Origin of the sequence: Methylobacterium sp. Leaf469 (assembly GCF_001424745.1) — a bacterium.
GTDB lineage: Bacteria > Pseudomonadota > Alphaproteobacteria > Rhizobiales > Beijerinckiaceae > Methylobacterium.
Genome location: NZ_LMRE01000001.1, coordinates 20,850 through 36,107, shown reverse-complemented (window position 1 = coordinate 36,107; position 15,258 = coordinate 20,850). Strand labels below are relative to the sequence as shown.

The 15,258-nt window shown below is 74.2% G+C and carries 12 protein-coding genes; 9 read left to right on the top strand and 3 right to left on the bottom strand.

Annotated features, from left to right (window positions below):
• The first annotated feature begins 8 nt into the window (after nucleotides 1-8).
• Nucleotides 9-479: a type VI secretion system baseplate subunit TssE gene (gene tssE, locus ASG60_RS00155; RefSeq protein WP_056383865.1), complete on the top strand. Its 471-nt coding sequence runs from the start codon at nucleotides 9-11 to the stop codon at nucleotides 477-479.
• 77 nt (nucleotides 480-556) lie between these two features.
• Here tssE and ASG60_RS00150 read toward each other — a convergent pair whose 3' ends face one another.
• Genes ASG60_RS00150 through ASG60_RS23685 form a run of 3 tightly spaced genes read right to left on the bottom strand, consistent with a single transcriptional unit; the run spans nucleotide 557 to nucleotide 2,432 of the window.
• Nucleotides 557-1,141 carry a DUF882 domain-containing protein gene (locus ASG60_RS00150; RefSeq protein WP_056265793.1) on the bottom strand — a complete coding sequence of 195 codons (585 nt, stop codon included), beginning with the start codon at nucleotides 1,139-1,141 and terminating at the stop codon, nucleotides 557-559.
• The gene (locus ASG60_RS23690; protein WP_056383863.1) at nucleotides 1,138-2,301 is read right to left on the bottom strand and encodes a type IV secretory system conjugative DNA transfer family protein; all 1,164 of its coding nucleotides are present in this window, start codon (nucleotides 2,299-2,301) and stop codon (nucleotides 1,138-1,140) included. Before ASG60_RS23690 ends, ASG60_RS00150 begins: the two co-directional genes overlap by 4 nt.
• The gene (locus ASG60_RS23685; protein ID WP_274533789.1) at nucleotides 2,298-2,432 is read right to left on the bottom strand and encodes a hypothetical protein; all 135 of its coding nucleotides are present in this window, start codon (nucleotides 2,430-2,432) and stop codon (nucleotides 2,298-2,300) included. Before ASG60_RS23685 ends, ASG60_RS23690 begins: the two co-directional genes overlap by 4 nt.
• Before the next feature lie 295 nt (nucleotides 2,433-2,727).
• Here ASG60_RS23685 and ASG60_RS00140 point away from each other — a divergent pair, with 295 nt between their 5' ends.
• From ASG60_RS00140 to ASG60_RS00105, 8 genes are all read left to right on the top strand, one after another.
• Nucleotides 2,728-3,945: a DotH/IcmK family type IV secretion protein gene (locus ASG60_RS00140; RefSeq protein WP_156398738.1), complete on the top strand. Its 1,218-nt coding sequence runs from the start codon at nucleotides 2,728-2,730 to the stop codon at nucleotides 3,943-3,945.
• Nucleotides 3,946-4,048: 103 nt separating this feature from the next.
• Nucleotides 4,049-5,434 carry a TrbI/VirB10 family protein gene (locus tag ASG60_RS00135; protein ID WP_056383859.1) on the top strand — a complete coding sequence of 462 codons (1,386 nt, stop codon included), beginning with the start codon at nucleotides 4,049-4,051 and terminating at the stop codon, nucleotides 5,432-5,434.
• A gap of 70 nt (nucleotides 5,435-5,504) precedes the next feature.
• Nucleotides 5,505-6,767 carry an FHA domain-containing protein gene (locus ASG60_RS00130; RefSeq protein ID WP_056383857.1) on the top strand — a complete coding sequence of 421 codons (1,263 nt, stop codon included), beginning with the start codon at nucleotides 5,505-5,507 and terminating at the stop codon, nucleotides 6,765-6,767.
• Between the two features lie 22 nt (nucleotides 6,768-6,789).
• A complete protein-coding gene (tssK, locus tag ASG60_RS00125; RefSeq protein WP_056356809.1) occupies nucleotides 6,790-8,127 on the top strand; it encodes a type VI secretion system baseplate subunit TssK in 1,338 nt (445 codons plus the stop codon).
• Between the two features lie 187 nt (nucleotides 8,128-8,314).
• The gene (icmH, locus tag ASG60_RS00120; protein ID WP_056171554.1) at nucleotides 8,315-9,778 is read left to right on the top strand and encodes a type IVB secretion system protein IcmH/DotU; all 1,464 of its coding nucleotides are present in this window, start codon (nucleotides 8,315-8,317) and stop codon (nucleotides 9,776-9,778) included.
• Nucleotides 9,775-12,684 (top strand): type VI secretion system membrane subunit TssM, encoded by a 2,910-nt coding sequence (tssM, locus tag ASG60_RS00115; RefSeq protein WP_056383855.1) that lies wholly within the window; start codon nucleotides 9,775-9,777, stop codon nucleotides 12,682-12,684. The genes icmH and tssM overlap by 4 nt, the downstream gene beginning before the upstream one ends.
• A gap of 16 nt (nucleotides 12,685-12,700) precedes the next feature.
• Complete coding sequence (gene tagF, locus ASG60_RS00110) at nucleotides 12,701-14,164, top strand: type VI secretion system-associated protein TagF (protein ID WP_056383853.1); 1,464 nt, start codon at nucleotides 12,701-12,703, stop codon at nucleotides 14,162-14,164.
• Nucleotides 14,157-15,227, top strand: a complete 1,071-nt coding sequence (locus ASG60_RS00105) for a serine/threonine-protein kinase (protein WP_056383852.1) — start codon at nucleotides 14,157-14,159, stop codon at nucleotides 15,225-15,227. The genes tagF and ASG60_RS00105 overlap by 8 nt, the downstream gene beginning before the upstream one ends.
• The last annotated feature ends 31 nt before the right edge of the window (nucleotides 15,228-15,258 follow it).

Below are 15,258 nucleotides of genomic sequence, written 5' to 3'. Positions count from 1 at the left end.
GCCGCGGCATGCGCCTCCAGGCCTCCCTCCTCGATCGGCTGATCGACGACGAGCCCGAGCGGGCGGCGGACCCGCCGCGGGCGCGGAGCGACGCACTGCGCCGCATCCGCGAGGGCTTACGGCGCGACCTCGAATCGCTCCTCAACACCCGCCGGAGGCCCACGACCCTGCCGGCGGCCTTCACCGCCCTGCGCGGAGCGCTGCCCGGCTACGGCGTCGAGGATTTCGTCGGCGCGCCGCTCGCCACGGCCGAGCAGCGCACCGACCTCGCCCGCGCCCTCGAAGCCACCATCAAGGCGTTCGAGCCGCGGTTCCACTCCGTGCGGGTGAGCGTCGTCAAGGGCCGCGATCCCCTCGAACGCCTGCTGCGCATCCGCATCGAGGCCGTCGCGCACCTCGGCGCCGGCCCGGAGCCGGTCGCCTTCGAGACCTCGCTCGACCCGGCGATCCGGAGTTTCGCCGTGGAGAGCCCGCACTGAGGGGAATGGGTGTCGCGTGATCGCGGGCGTCGGGGCGACCGACGGCCCGCGCCGCGGAAGAACCACTCCGCCCCCGCTCAGGGCGACGGCTCCGGCGGCTTCCTGGCTTCGCCGCCCCAGCTGCGGCGGGTCCAGACATCGAGATGGGTGAAGCTGTCGTAGAGGCCGATGCCGCCGTCCGAGACGAAGGAGGCCGCGAGGGCGACGGCGCGGGGAGCGTACCCCTTCACCTGCACGTCGGCGGCATAGCCGTAGACGTGCATCGACTGGCGCGCCGCGTTCTCCAGGGCGGCGTTGTGGGCCGGGGTCCGGTAGCCGCTGGTCACCAGGAGGGGGAGCGGGGCGCCGTGGACCGCCGCCATGCTCGACTGGACCGAGGCGAGGAGGTCGAACAGGCGCGGTTCCATCCAGACCGCCCGTTCGTCGTCGCGGATGTCGCGCATGAACCATGACAGCAGGAGGATCTGCGCGCGGTCGTAGGCGCCGGATGGGTCCCGAAACCGGCTGACGATCTCCGAGCCGTCGGCGCGGCGCAGCCAGAGACGGTCACGGCCGTTGGGCCGGTCACGCAGAGACGCGAGGGCGTCGGCATAGGCGGCGTCGCCCGGCCACGCTCCGGCGAGGAGACCGCCCAGGACGGTGCGGCGCGCGAAGCGCCTCAACGGAAGGCGGCGGGGGCTGCGGCGCGAAACCGGGGGCTCACCTGCAGGCTGACGACGCGCTCGCCCACGAAGGCGCGTGCGCCGTCCGCCGCCACGCGCACCCGGCGGGCCGACGTTCCGACCACGGGCAGGCTGACGGCGCCGCTGCGGGCGAGGTCGTGATAGCGGCCCATCCCAGCATGGTCCCGCTCGAGGCGGTCGAGGTTGGCGGTGAAGCTGGCGCGCGCCTCGGCGATCCCGACCGCGACGCCGGATTCGAAGGCGATCCCCCAGACGCCCTCCTCGGCGCCGCCCTCGGGCCGGACCTCGGAGGCCGATGGCGGCAGCGTCGGCGGCACGCCCGTGTTGTAGAGGTAGTCGCGCCAGCCCGGAGGCGCGAGGGCGAGGCGGGCCGGCCGCACGATCTCGAAGGCGCCCAGGGTGAGGTAGAGCCGCCGGTCGTCGGCCCGCTCCCCGAGGCGGCGCAGCTCGACGATGACGGGCGGCACCAGGGTACGGTCGATCATCAGGGGCGCGAAGTCGTAGCGCCGGTCGAGGGCTGCGCCGTAGGCGCCGTCGAGTTCGGCGTTGATCCGGGCCGTCTCGTCCGCGAAGCCCTGGCGCACGCCGACGCCGCGGGCCGCCTGGGCGATCATCTGCTGGCGGATGTCGCCGTTCTTCGAGCGCAGGCCGCCGTAGCGGCCGTAGACCGGCGAGCCCGGATCCTGCAGCAATTCGTAGCTGGTGTCCGGATCGGGCGCGGGAAGCATCGCGGCGCCGCCGCCGCCCGGCGATCCGCCACCGCCGGATCCTCCTCCCTGGCCGCCGCCCTGGCCGCTGCCCTGACCGCCCCCTTGACCGCCCCCTTGGCCACCGCCGAGCAGACCCTGCATCTGCGTCGCGCCGGCGCGGCTCGGCACGTTCGGGCTCCCCTGCGACTGGGTGATCTGGTTCAGGGCGGGATTGGTGGCGGGGTAGGGCGATCCGTAGCCGGGATACGGGGGAGGATAGAAGCCGCCGTACCCGGCCGGAGCCCCGTAGGGATAGGGCGCGGGGGCGAAGGCGCCGGGCACGAAAGGGGCCGCGGCTTGGGTCGCCGCGAGGATCGGATTCACCTGAGCGGTCGCGGCGACCGGAGCGAGCGACACCGTCGCGGCGAGGAGCGGACGAACGAGCCTCATAGACCGCGCCGGCCCATCTCGTCCTTGAGGAAGCTTCGCGTGCTCTCGGGCGAGCCCGTGCCGCCCGTCGAGGAACAGGCCTGAAGGCCGAGGGCCGCCGCAACCAGGACGAGCAGGCGTAGCGACTTCATACCCGGGCTCCCTGCAATAACCAGAAGTTGTCATCCCCGTTCGGAAGCGCCCGCGTCAATCCGCTTCGGCGGGTCCGCCGATGATTGCCGGGCCCTGTGTCCGGGGGATCACAGAACCGAAGCACGGTCCCGGGCGTCCTGCGATTTTCAGGCGTTCCCGCTCCGCCGAGTTGTTGCCGAAAACCCGGGGTGTGGCAGGAATGGCATTGCGTTTCGGCGCCGAAGCACGGCAGGTGAGCCGATCCCGCCACAACCGAGGGGTGGTGACGTGCGTGAGGCGAAGAGGCTTTCGGGCTTGATCAGCAGGAAATTATCGCCACCCCTGGTGGTGTGGCTCTGCGTTCTGGCGCCGGGCGGAGCGGCGCCGGCCCTGGCGCAGGCGCGTGCCGCGACCCAGGTGGCGCAGGCCGAACCCGCCCGCCCGGTCGCGGGCGAGGCTCCCGCGCCGCCCTCGGCTTCTGCGCCCTCCTCGGCTTCTGCGCCCCCCGGCCCGGCCCCCCAGGCGCAGCGGGCCGCGACGCCTCCGCCGCCGCGCGAGCTCACGCCGGCCGAGGTCTCCGCGCTCCAGAGCGCCATGACCGACCGGTCGGGCGGTGCGATCCTCACCCCCGGGAACATCGGAGCGATCCGAAACCGCATCATCGATGCGCAGAGCGCCGCCATGGCGTCGGGCTACTCGGACGAGCCGCCGCCCAAGGTCCGGCCGAAGCTGATGAGCATCCAGCCTCAGGTCGACATGGCGGCGCCCCAGGTCGTGCACCTCGCCTTCGGGATGGTGACGCCGATCACGATCCTCGACGGTGGCGGCCATCCCTGGCCGATCACCGCGACCGCCTACGACCCGCGCATGTTCGCCGTTGACGGCGGCGGCTGCGGCGGCCAGGCCGTGGCGCCGGCCGAGCGCCCCAGCACCATCCACATCATGCCCTGCCGGGTCTCCACCTACGGCAACATCTCGATCACCATCGAGAACTACCCCCTGCCGATCGTGCTGATCGTGCGCAGCGGCGGACGCGGGATCGAGACCGTGGACCTGCCCGTCGCCATCACGGTGCGCGGGCGCGGCGCCTCGGCCGCCGGCCGGGCGCCGGACGCCGAGGCCGCGTCCACCGCGGCGGCGAGCCGGCTCCTCCGGGAGGGGCCCGTCAACGCCCGGCACACGGCGCTCGTGGCCGCCGCCGCGGGGGCGGATGCCGGCCCCGCGCGCCTCGTCTCGACCCGGGTTCGGCGCGCGGGCGGCCCGCCGGACCCCGACCGGCTGATGGACGATTTCGGCACCGGCGTCCCGCCCCGCTCCGCCCTGCGCCTGCGGGTCGACGACCCCGTGGTGTCGGCCTGGAGCTACGGCGGGCGGCTCTACGTGCGCGGACCCGTCGTCGTCGTGAACCCGGTTCAGGACGCCATGGCTCAGACCACGGATGGTTTGCGGGTCTGGCGCTTCGACCGGCCGGTGCCGCGCCTTCTCGTGACCGATGCCGAGGGCCGCGAGCGCGCCGTCACCATCGCGTACTGATTCCGTTCGCCGGACCGGGACCGCCTCGGATCGGCCGCATGCCGTGCGACCCCGTCCGCGTGTCTCCGCCCTCGTGACCCCGCCCTCGTGACTAGGTGAAACGATGCCATCCCTCGTCCTGGCCCTCGGTTTCGGTGCGGCTCTGGCCGGCGCGACACCCGACGCCACCCTGCTGATCCGCGTCCAGGCCGAGGCGCCCGCCGGCACCGTCCAAGCGCCCACCGGCCCTGTCCAGGCGCCCGCCGGCCCTGTCCAGGCGCCCGCCAGTCTTACCCAGTCGTCGGCCAGTCCCGTCCAGCCGCCGCCCCAGGCGGCGATGCCGTTCACGCAAGGGTCGCTGCCGGGGCAGGCGCCGGCCGCACCGAGCGTCGTCTACCAGGGCCCCCCCGGCCAGGCGCTCTCGGACCCGGCGATCGAGGCGCGGATCAACGCTCAGATCGAGGCGCTGATGGCGCCCCCGAGCGGCGGCTTCACCCTGCAGCGCTACGGGCGGGCCGAGGGGGCGGGGGGCGGTGGGATCTCCGGTGCCGGCCCGACCCGCAGCGGCGGATCGCCCGCACCAAGCGGCGGCACACCGATCCAGCAGGCGAACTACCCGCAGGCGGGGGCACAGCCGGGCGGCTTCGGCGGCGCTGGCGGCGGCGGCCAGTCCGGGTCTCCGGGCGGCTCCGCTGGGCCGGGCGGCGCCCCGGGGCCGGCGGGCTATGGCGGCGGTTCGCAAGGCCAGGGCGGTTATCCGGGCCAGAATGCTTATCCGGGGCAGGGGGGATATCCGGGGCAGGGGGCATATCCGGGGCAGGCCGGTCCGAACGGCCAGTTCGGGGGGGCGCCGGTCCGGCGCTACGCCGTCGCGCGCGCCGGCGACACGGTCTACGCGTCCCTCGACCAGGGCTTCAATTCCGACGATCCGCAGGCGCCGATCTTCGCCACGATCTACGATGTCGACGGGGCGCAGCGGCCCGGCCCCCTGCACGGCGTCCGCCTGATCGGCCAGATCGTCTACAGCAGCAACCAGGCGGCGATCCAGTTCAGCCAAATGGTCCTCAACGACGGGCGCCAGTTCCCCCTGAAGGCCTATGCGATCTCGGCCCGCGACGCGCGCACGGGCGTCTCGAACGATGTCGACCAGCACGTCTTCGAACGCTACGCCGGCCTGTTCGCGGGGGCGCTGATCCAGGGCGCCGGCCAGGCCGGCCAACTCCTGCTGCAGGGAAACCGCAACATCGCCATCGACCCGGGCACGGGCCTCGCGGTCTCCTCGCAGGGCGGGGGCATCCGCACGCAGGCCGCCATCGGCGCGCTCCTGCCCCTGGGCCAGGCCGCCACCGCCATCGGCGCGCAGAACTTCAACAAGCCGGCCACCATCGCGGGCGCCCCGGGCATGGGCATCGGCGTCGTCTTCCTCGAGCCGCCGGCCCTACCGCGCGACGCAGTCTACGGCTCGGGCCGAAGCGAGCGGGACACCCGCGTCCGGATGCGGGCGAACTAGCGGTGCGGGCGGGGAATCGCAGGATTCGGGGGTTCACGAAACGGGGGCTCCGGCGGAGCCTCATGGGACGATGACGTTCACCCTGCGCGTCCTGCAGACGCCCGCGGGCGTTCCGGGGATCGACCCGCGGCGCCTCGAACCGTCCGCCTGTCCGTTCGCCATCGGCCGGGCGCCGGACAACGACTGGATCCTCGCCGATCCCGACCGCCACATCTCCAAGGTGCATTGCCGGATCGAGAACGGACCCGATGGCCTGTACCTCGTGGACCTGTCGAGCAACGGGGTGTTCTTCGCCGCCGAGACGCGCCCCGTCGGACGGGACCAGCGGCGCCTCCTCGGGCCGGGCGACGTCTTCCGCATCGGAGATTATCGCATCGCCCTCGATCGGACCGCCGACGCGACCCTGCCCGACCCGCGTGGCGGGACGGACCGGATCGCGCCCGGCACCGCCGAGGGCGTGACCGGGATCCTCGCCGGCACCAGCGAGGCGAGCGAGGGGCGCGCCGCGCGCAGCCTCGGCGGCAGCGCCAGCGACTGGCTCTCGACCCTGCCGGGCGGGGCCGTCGATGCGCAGGTCGTGCAGCCCTTCGGCTGGCAGGCTCCGCCCGCGACGTCCCTGACGGACGAGCCCGAGGCCATGCTCCAGCCGTTGAGCGACTTCGCCAGCCGCAGCGAGCACCTCTCGCCGGTGAGCGAGGCGCTGCAGCTCGGCGGCGTCCGGGCGATCCTGCCGGCCGACTGGGATCTGGGCGACGATGCGGCGCCCGCGTCGGGCGGCGCCGCGGGACCCGACTGGGGCGATGCGCAGGCCGCCCTGGTGGAAGGCGCCGGCCTCGGCAGCCTGATGCCGGAGGGCGTCGCGCCCGCCCGCGACCGCGCCGCGATGGTCCGCAGCGGGCAGATCCTGCGTCGCCTCATCGACGTCCTCGCCGCCCTCGAGGCGGTGCATCGCACCGCCGAACGCGACCTCGGCCTGTCCGACCGGGAGACGTCGGGGGCCGACCTCGCCTCCCTGTTCGCCGCCGCCCTCGCGACGGGGGATGCCGGGGCGACGGACGAACTCACCGCCCGCCTCGCCCGCCTCGCCCAGGCGAGCCGTGCCCTCGGCCTCTCCGTCGGCGAGGCCGCCGCCGATCTCGGCGCGCAGATCCAGCCCGAATTCCTCGAGGACGCGGCCCGCGAGCGGACCCGCCTCGCCGTGGGCCCGCTCCTGCGCGCCGCCTCGTGGGACCGCTACGTCGCCCTTCACGCCAACCTCTGCGGCGCGCCCGACGCCCCCGCGGCCGACGTCGTGCTGACGCCGCTGCGTCGGGCCTACGCCCGCAGGACCTGACAGAGCCCGGGAGCCCCGATCCATGCTGAGCGAGAACCGTGTGGTCTGGTCGGAGGGCATGTTCCTCCGCGTCCAGCACTTCCAGCAGGCGGACCGCTGGACGGAACGCTTCGTGCGCGGCCTGACGCGGGACCTCGCGCCCTATCCCTGGGGCTTCTCGGACATCGGCATCAATCGCGAGACCCTCGGCGCCGGGCGCTTCGCGGTCGCGCACGCCCGGGGCATCTTCCCCGATGGAACCCCCTTCGAAGCGCCCGGCGACGCCGACCTCCCGCCGCCCCTCGAATTGCTGCCCGGCACCCGCGACGTCACGATCTACCTCGCGATTCCCATGCGCCAGCCGGGAAGTCCCGAGATCGGCGCCGAGCGCCGCGAGGACGCCGCCACCCGCCTGCGGCGGACCGCCTACGACGCGCCGGACGCCAACGGCGACAGCTTCACGAGCGCGAGCCTCGAAGTGGGGCGCCTGCGCCTCGCCTATGCCCCGTCGAACGGACCGCTCGCGGGCACGGAACGCCTCGCCGTCGCCCGGGTGGTCGAGGTCCGCTCCGACCTCAGCATCGTCCTCGACGACCGGTTCATCGCGCCCTGCCTCAATTGCGCCGCGCAGGCGCCCCTGGCCGCCCTCGTCAACGAGCTGCAGGGTCTCGTCTCGCATCGGGCCGAAGCCATCGCGGCCCGGATCGCCGACCCGACGGTGCGCGGCACCGCCGAGGTCGCCGACTTCCTGCTCCTCCAGGCCCTGAACCGGGCCGATCCGCCCCTGCGCCACGCGGCGGCCCAGGCGGGTCGTCTGCCGCCGGAGGCGTTCTACGGCTTCTGCCTCGCCCTGGCGGGCGAACTCGCGACCTTCACGGCGCCCTCGAAGCGCGCCACGCGCTTTCCCGACTATTCCCACGAGGATCTGGCGGCGACGTTCGCGACGGTCTTCTCCGACCTGCGGGCGGCGCTCTCCGCACTCCTGGATCAGGTGGCCGTGCCCATCGACCTTCAGGAGCGCCGCCACGGCGTGCGGGTGGGCGCGATCAACGACCGCTCCCTGCTGCTCGGCGCCGGGTTCGTCCTCGCCGTGCGCGCCAACATGCCGGCCGAGAGCCTGCGGCGGTCCTTGCCGAACCAGGTCAAGATCGGTCCCGTCGAGCAGATCGCCCAGCTCGTCAACGTCGCCCTGCCGGGCATCGCGGTCAGGCCCCTCGCCGTCGCGCCGCGCCAGCTCCCCTATCGCGGCGGCACGGTCTACTTCGAGCTCGACACCACCGGCCCGCTCTGGCGGGAACTCGAGCATTCGAGTGCGGTCGCCATCCACCTCGCCGGCAATTTCCCCGATCTCGAACTCGAACTGTGGGCGATCAAGGGCTGAGCGCGAAACACGCAAACGGTGTCTGTTCTGTTTTATGCGATCCTCGGTAGAATTTCCCTTGGGACGGGCGGTGGTTCTGGCGCAGTGTCGCGGGTGACCTCGGCCGTGCGCGGAGCGGTCGGCCGCGGCCCTCGCCCGCGGGCCGTCGCGAGCCGGTGGACGACCTTGGAGCGAGCGGGAGCGAACGGTGTCGGAAGCTGAGGCCCGCGGGCTTGCGGGCGAATCCACGGTGGTCAAGCCGACGCCCGGCGGGGTGCGTCCCCAGCCCGTGCTCCGGGTGGACCCGCAGCCGGCGGCGGCCCCCCCGGACGCGGCCATCGAGACCCTCGGCAGCCTCGATCTCGCCCGGTCCGGCGTGCCCCCGATGGTGGCGGCCGCCCTGCCGATCCTCAGCCTCGTCGGACGCCTGCGCAGCCTGTCGAGCCCGCCGGATCTCGAGGCCCTGCGCCTCAAGGTGATCGCCGCCGTCAAGGCCTTCGAGGCGGCGATCCTCGGCGTCGCGGTCACGCGCGAGCGGGCGCAGGCGGCGCATTACGCCCTCTGCGCGACGGTGGACGACGTGGTGCTGAACTCGTCCTGGGGCGCCTACAGCCTGTGGGCGCGGCAGGGCATGGTCTCGACCTTCCACACCGACGTGACGGGCGGTGAGCGCTTCTTCGACCTCCTGGCGCACCTGCACAAGGACCCCGGCTCGAACCGGGACGTGCTGCTGCTCATGTACCACTGCCTCTCCCTCGGCTTCGAGGGGCGGATGCGGGTGCATCCGCAGGGGCATCTCGAGATCGGGCGTATCCGGGAGGGGCTCTACCGCACCCTGCGCGGGCCGGTGGAGCGCGAACTGTCGCCCGAGTGGCGCGGCGTCGATGCGCGCCTGCCCCCGATCCGCGGGCAGCTCCTGCTCTGGGCGGGGGCCGGACTCGGCATCCTCGCCCTCGCGGGCCTGTTCCTCGCCCTGCAATGGGCCGTCAACCGGCGCTCGGACGCGACCTTCGCGGCCTTTCTCGACGCGCCGCCGCGCGGGACGCCGAGCCTGCGTCGCGTGCCGTCGGCCCGAGCTCCGGCGGAACCGATCGCCGAAGCGCCCCCGGCATCCGACACATCCCTCGCGGCCGGGCTCGGGCGCGTGCTGAAGCCGGAGATCGACCGGGGCGCCATCGACGTCGAGCCGAGCGGCTCCGGCGCGATCGTGCGCATCCGCAACGCCGGACTGTTCGACTCGGGCAGCGCGACGGTGGCTCCCGCCTTCGTCCAGCTCTTCGAGCGCGTCGGCGCGGCGATCCGGACGGACGACGTCACGGTGCAGGTGGTCGGGCACACCGACAACGTCCCGATCCAGACCGTGCGGTTCCCCTCGAACTACCAGCTCTCCGTCGCCCGCGCCGAGGCCGTGGCGGCCATCCTCGGCCGCTCCATCGGCAGCGACGCGATCCGGGCCGAGGGCCGCGGCGAGGCGCAGCCGACCCGCCCGAACGACTCTGCCGAGAACATCGCCATGAACAACACCCGCGAGGGACGGGCCGAGAACCGGCGCACCGAACTCCTGATCCGCCGCAACACGCCGGCCCGGGGCGTGTCGGACGGTCCTGCATCGGACGGTCCTGCATCGGGCGCACCGGCCCCGGGACCGTCGAGGGCGGGAGCCACGCCATGAACATCCTCAACTGGATCTACGAGATCCGGTCCTACGCGACGACCTATGCCAGCCGGGTCAAGGCCTGGTGGCTGGTCGCCCTGATCTGGGCGCTCGTCGCCGCCTGCGTGGTGTTCTTCTACGGCGACGGCGTCTCGTTCGGCCGCTGGCGGCCGTTCGAGCGCTTCGAGACCCGCCTGTACGCGGTGGGGGCGATCGCCGTCGGCTTCGTGCTCTACTGCCTCGTCCGCCTCGTCCGGGGCCAGCGGCGCGACGCGGCGCTCATCGACGCCGTCGCGGCCGGGGCCGAGGCCGATCCCGCCCGGGCCGCGGCCGACGACGTCGCCGAACTGAAGTCGCGGCTGCGCGACGCCCTGAAGCTCCTGCGCAAGACCATGGGGCGCGCCTCCGTCTACGCGCTGCCCTGGTACGCGCTGATCGGCCCGCCCGGCTCCGGCAAGACCACCGCCCTGCGCAATTCCGGCCTGCGCTTTCCCCTCGCCGACAGCGTCGGCGAATCCGTCGAGGGCGTCGGCGGCACCCGCCACTGCGACTGGTGGTTCACGGACGAGGCCATCCTGATCGACACTGCAGGGCGCTACACCGCGCAGGAGGGCGACGGCGAGGCCGATGCGGCGGGCTGGCGCGGGTTCCTCACGCTGCTGCGCAAGCACCGGCGGCGCCAGCCCCTCAACGGCGCCATCGTGATGGTCGGGATGGACCTGCTGGTGCAGGCCTCCGCCACCGAGCGGCTGCATCACGCCCGGACGATCCGCAAGCGCCTGCGGGAACTCGACGAGGCCTTCGGCCTTCGCGTGCCGGTCTATCTCGTGCTGACCAAGGCGGACCGCCTCGCCGGATTCACGGCCTTCTTCGACGACATGGCCCGGACCGGCCGCGAGCAGGTCTGGGGCGTCACCCTGCCGCCGCCGCGCGGCGGGATCGAGGGCCGCGACCTCGCCGACCGGTTCGGCTCCGCCTTCGACCGGCTCGTCGGACGCCTCGACCAACTCCTCCTCGACCGGTTGCAGGCCGAGACGGACCCCGAGCGGCGCGCGCAGATCTTCGCTTTTCCGAGCCAGCTCGCCCTCATCGCCGAGCCGCTCCACGAGACCATCGGCGAGATCGCGGCGTCCTCGCGCTTCGACGCCCCGCCGCGGCTGCGCGGCCTCTACCTCGCCTCGGCCGAGCAGAGCGGCAGCGGCCTCGACCTCGTGACGCGTTCGGCGAGCCAGCGCTTCGCCATCGACCTGCCGCGCTTCGGTGCCGCTTCGGCGGACGGGCAGCACAGCTACTTCCTCGCGCGCCTGCTGCGGGAGGTGATCTTCAACGAGGCGAACCTCGTCTCGACCAATCCGGCCCTGGAGCGCCGCCGCAGGATCCTGCGCTCCGCGGCGGGCGGCCTGGCCGCGGCCCTCGTCCTCGGCCTGTCCCTGACCTGGCTCGTCGCCTACCTGCGCCAGGAGCGGATGCTCTCGGACACCGATGCGCGCCTCGCCGTCTACACCGCCGGGGCCGGGACCCTACCCGTCGAGGCCGTAGCGGATACCGACTTCGTGCGCGCCGAAGTGGTGCTGAGCCAGGCCCGCGATGCGGCCACGCCCTTCACCGAGGCCGGCACTCCACGTCTGCTCGATACCTTCGACCAGGCGGAGAAGATCTCGGCCGGGCGGGCCAACCTCTACGAGCGCGCCCTGACGGGCTTCCTGCTGCCGCGCATCCTGGTCGCGCTCGGGAACACCCTGCGCGAGGCCGGCGCGGCCGGGGACGCCGACGCCGACGCTGCCCCGAAACCGAACCCGGACGCGCCGGTGGTGCCGAGAGGAATGCCCCGGCCGCCCGCCGCCGCGGCGCGGGAGGCCGTCCCGGGCGTGGCCGGCGCAGCTTCGCCGAGGCTGGTCCGCGAATCGATCCAGGCCGGTGTCGCCGACTTGGGTGCCAAGGACGCGGGGAGCAAGGACGCGGTAAGCAAGGACAGGGGCGCGAAGGATGCGGATTCCGGATCGGCCGGAGCCGATATCGGCGAGACCCTGCGTCTCTACCGCATGCTCGGCGGCGCCGACTCCCTCGACAAGCCCTTCGCCGACGCGCGGCTCGAGGGGCTGTTCGCGCGGCTCTACCCGGAGGAGAAGCACGCCGTCCTGCGGACGAGCCTCGACGGGCACGTCGCGGCGATGCTGGCGCGTCCCCTGGTGCCGATCGCCCTCGACGAGACCCTCATCGCGGGAGCCGAGGGCAAGGCGCAGGTGGTCGATCTCGCCCGCCGCTGGAGCCAGGCCGGCGAGCAGGCTTGCCGCGCCGCGACGGACAGGCGCTTCCCGTTCGATCGGAATGCGGCGGCCGATACGCCGCTGGGGGAGTTCGCCGCGGTGTTCGGACCGGAGGGCGTCTTCGCCACCTTCTTCCGCACCCACATGGCGGATGCCGTCGACGGGACGGGGAAGCCCTGGCGATGGCGATCGGCGGGCAGCGCCGCCCTCCTGCGCAGCTTCGAGGATGCGGACGAGATCCGGCAGGCCTTCTTTCCGGCGGCCGGGGCGCAGCCCGCCTTGGCCTTCGAGGTGACGCCGATTCGCCTCGATCCCGAGGCGACGGCCGCCTCGTTCGTCAGCGACGGCCAGGAGGCGGCCTTCTCGCGCGGCAGCGCGCGCCCCCTGCGCTTCACCTGGCCGACGCCGGGCCTCGCCGGCCCGGCGGCGCGGGTGAGCGTGCAGCCGGGCGCCCCGGAGGCCCTCTCCTTCACCGGACCCTGGGCCCTGCTCCGGCTCCTCGATGCCGGCCGCGCGGAGGCCGTCGCGCCGGACCGGACCCGGGTGACCTACGGCACGGCGAGCCACGCCGTGACCTTCGAGATCCGCAGCCTGGCGCTGCCGAGTCCGTTCGGGCTCGCGGCCCTGCGGAGCTTCCGCTGCCCGAGGTTTCCATGACGGGGGGGCGTGGCCCATGCCCGTGAAGCGCGCGGCCGGCGCCGCGCCGCCCGGCCCGCCGCAGCTCGGCTTCTTCGGCAAGGTCCCGACCCGGGGCGACTTCGTGAACCGCCGCCTGGGTCAGGCCCTGCAGGCCGCCCTCGACCAATGGCTGTCCCGCGCCATCGTGACGAGCCGGCGCCAGCTCGGAACGGAGTGGTTGCCGACCTATCTCGTCGCCCCGGTCTGGCGCTTCGTCGCCGGCCCCGGGACCCTCGGGCCGCATGCCACGGCTGGCGTCCTGATGCCCTCCGTCGACCGGGTCGGTCGCTATTTCCCCCTGGTGATCGCCCTCGAACTTCCGGGCTTGGCCAGCCCGTGGCGGCTCGTGCGCGCCGCCGAAGCCTGGTTCGACGGTGTCGAGGCCCTGGCCCGGAGCTGTCTCGACGACGCTTACGATTTCGAGGCCTTTGAGGAGGCCGTGCGCGCGTTCGGCCCGCCGGCCCCGATACCGGACGAGCCGGCCCGGCCGAACCCGAGCCGCTTCGCGCGCGACGGCGCGGATGGCCCGATCCAGGCCTATGCCGACGCCGTCGAGGCGATGCTGGCGGGGACGAACCGACCCTTCTCCGCCTGGTGGACGCGAGGCTCGAGCACCGTGGCGCCGTCCCTGCTCCTCCATGACGCGGCGCCGGAACCCGAGCAGTTCGCCGCCCTGCTCGACGGGCGCTGGCGCAAATGGGGCTGGCACGAGGGCCTGCGGGCCGGGCCGCCCGCCGCGTCGAAGCCCGCCGGGCCCCCGGAACCGGAGCCCGATCCGGGGCTGGTCAAGCTCGTCGGCGCCGCCCGGTCGCACAAGGGGACGCGGCGGCGGCGCAACGACGACGCCGTGGTGAACCGGTCGGACCTCGGCCTGTGGGCGGTGGTCGACGGCGCCGGCGGCCATGCGGCGGCGGACTACGCGGCCGGCGTCGTCGCCGACCGGCTGGAAGCGATGCCGGCCCCCCTCGGCCGCGCGCCGGAGCGGGCGGAGATCGACCATCTCCTCCTGGAGGCGAACGCCGCCCTGCGGGCCCGTGCCCGCCGGCTCGGGCCCGAGGAGATCGTGGCGGCCGTCGTGGTGGCGCTCCTCGTCCACCGGGGCCGCTACGCCGTGGTCTGGGTCGGGGACAGCCGCGCCTATCTCCTGCGCGGCCATGCGCTCCGGCCCCTGACGCAGGACCACGTGACCCGCGAGGGCCGCAGGATGGTCACCCGTGCGGTCGGGGCGGAGGATGCGTTCGCGGCGGACTGGGTCGAGGGGACGATCCGGCCGGGGGACCGCTTCGTCCTGTGCAGCGACGGGCTGGTCGGAGCGCTCGGCGAGGCCGGGCTCGGCCACGCCGTCGGTCACGGCACCCCGCAGGAGGCCGTCGGAAGCGCCATCGACGACGCGCTGATCGCCGGTGCGCGCGACAACATCTCGGCCGTCGTCGTCGATGTCGTCGGCGCCGATGGGTGAGGCGGCGAACGTGGAGGGCGAGGCCGCCCGGCGTGAAACCCTGCGGGTCCAGGTGCGGCTGGACGCCCTGGTCCAGGCCATCGTCGCCGGTGGCGACGGCCGTCCGCGCCTCGAACCCGAGCGACGGGCGCTGGTGGACGCGGCGCGCGCCGCCCTCGACCGCCTCGGCGACGGCGGCTCCGCCCTGGCGCAGGCGTCGCGCGCGCAGCCTTCCGCCGCGCCGGACGCGCCGGACACCGCCTCGCTCAGCCCCGATACGGTCCTGGCCAACACCTACGTGGTGCGCGACCGCATCGGACGGGGCGGGATCGCCGAGATCTACCAGGTCCGCCATCGCGAGTTGCGGCGCGACCACGCCGTGAAGATCCTGCGGCCGGATCGCGTCCGCGATCCGGTCATCGCCCGTCTCCACGTCGCCGAGGCCCGCACGCTGATGAGCCTGCGCCACGAGGCCATCCCGCAGGTGCGCGATCTGCTGCGGCACGCCGACGGCCGCGCCTTCATCGTCATGGACCTGCTCCACGGCGAGACGCTGGCACGGGCGATCTGGGCCCGGGGGGGCCTGGCGCCGGACGAGGTCGCGGTCCTGGCCCGGCGCATCGCCGGCGCCCTCGCGGCCGTTCATGCGGCCGGCTTCGTGCACGGCGATCTTTCGCCCGAGAACGTGATGCTGTGCGGTGGTGCCGCGGGCGCCACGCTGATCGATTTCGGCGTCGCCCGGAGGATCGGCGAGCCCGATCCGGAGATCGCGTTCGCGGGCAAGTGGTCCGTCGCCGCCCCCGAGCAGCTCGACGGGCAGCCCGGCGGTCCGGCCGCGGACCTCTTCGCCCTCGGCCTCCTCCTCGCCTGCGCCGCGCGGGGCGAGCGGCCGCCCCTCGGCACCGATCGCGAGAGCGCGCGGGCGGCGCGGCTGCGGCCGCCGGACAGCGGCCTCGACGGCCGGTTGGGGCGCCTGGTGCGGGCCCTGCTGCGCGCCGATCCGGACCGCCGGCCCTCGGCGGAGGAGGTCCTGTCGCGGCTCGGTGCGGGCGGCTGGCTGCCGCGCGTGTTGCGGCGGCGCTGACGCGCGAGCGAGCCGCGCGAGCGAGCCGCGC

What these genes read in the sequence shown, in the direction of transcription:
- ASG60_RS00135 (WP_056383859.1), top strand. Translation starts at nt 4,049, where the DNA reads ATGCCATCCCTCGTCCTGGCCCTCGGTTTCGGTGCGGCTCTGGCCGGC.
- tssK (WP_056356809.1), top strand. Translation starts at nt 6,790, where the DNA reads ATGCTGAGCGAGAACCGTGTGGTCTGGTCGGAGGGCATGTTCCTCCGC.
- ASG60_RS00105 (WP_056383852.1), top strand. Translation starts at nt 14,157, where the DNA reads ATGGGTGAGGCGGCGAACGTGGAGGGCGAGGCCGCCCGGCGTGAAACC.
- ASG60_RS00130 (WP_056383857.1), top strand. Translation starts at nt 5,505, where the DNA reads ATGACGTTCACCCTGCGCGTCCTGCAGACGCCCGCGGGCGTTCCGGGG.
- tssM (WP_056383855.1), top strand. Translation starts at nt 9,775, where the DNA reads ATGAACATCCTCAACTGGATCTACGAGATCCGGTCCTACGCGACGACC.
- ASG60_RS23685 (WP_274533789.1), bottom strand. Translation starts at nt 2,432, where the DNA reads ATGAAGTCGCTACGCCTGCTCGTCCTGGTTGCGGCGGCCCTCGGCCTT.
- ASG60_RS23690 (WP_056383863.1), bottom strand. Translation starts at nt 2,301, where the DNA reads ATGAGGCTCGTTCGTCCGCTCCTCGCCGCGACGGTGTCGCTCGCTCCG.
- tagF (WP_056383853.1), top strand. Translation starts at nt 12,701, where the DNA reads ATGCCCGTGAAGCGCGCGGCCGGCGCCGCGCCGCCCGGCCCGCCGCAG.
- tssE (WP_056383865.1), top strand. Translation starts at nt 9, where the DNA reads ATGCGCCTCCAGGCCTCCCTCCTCGATCGGCTGATCGACGACGAGCCC.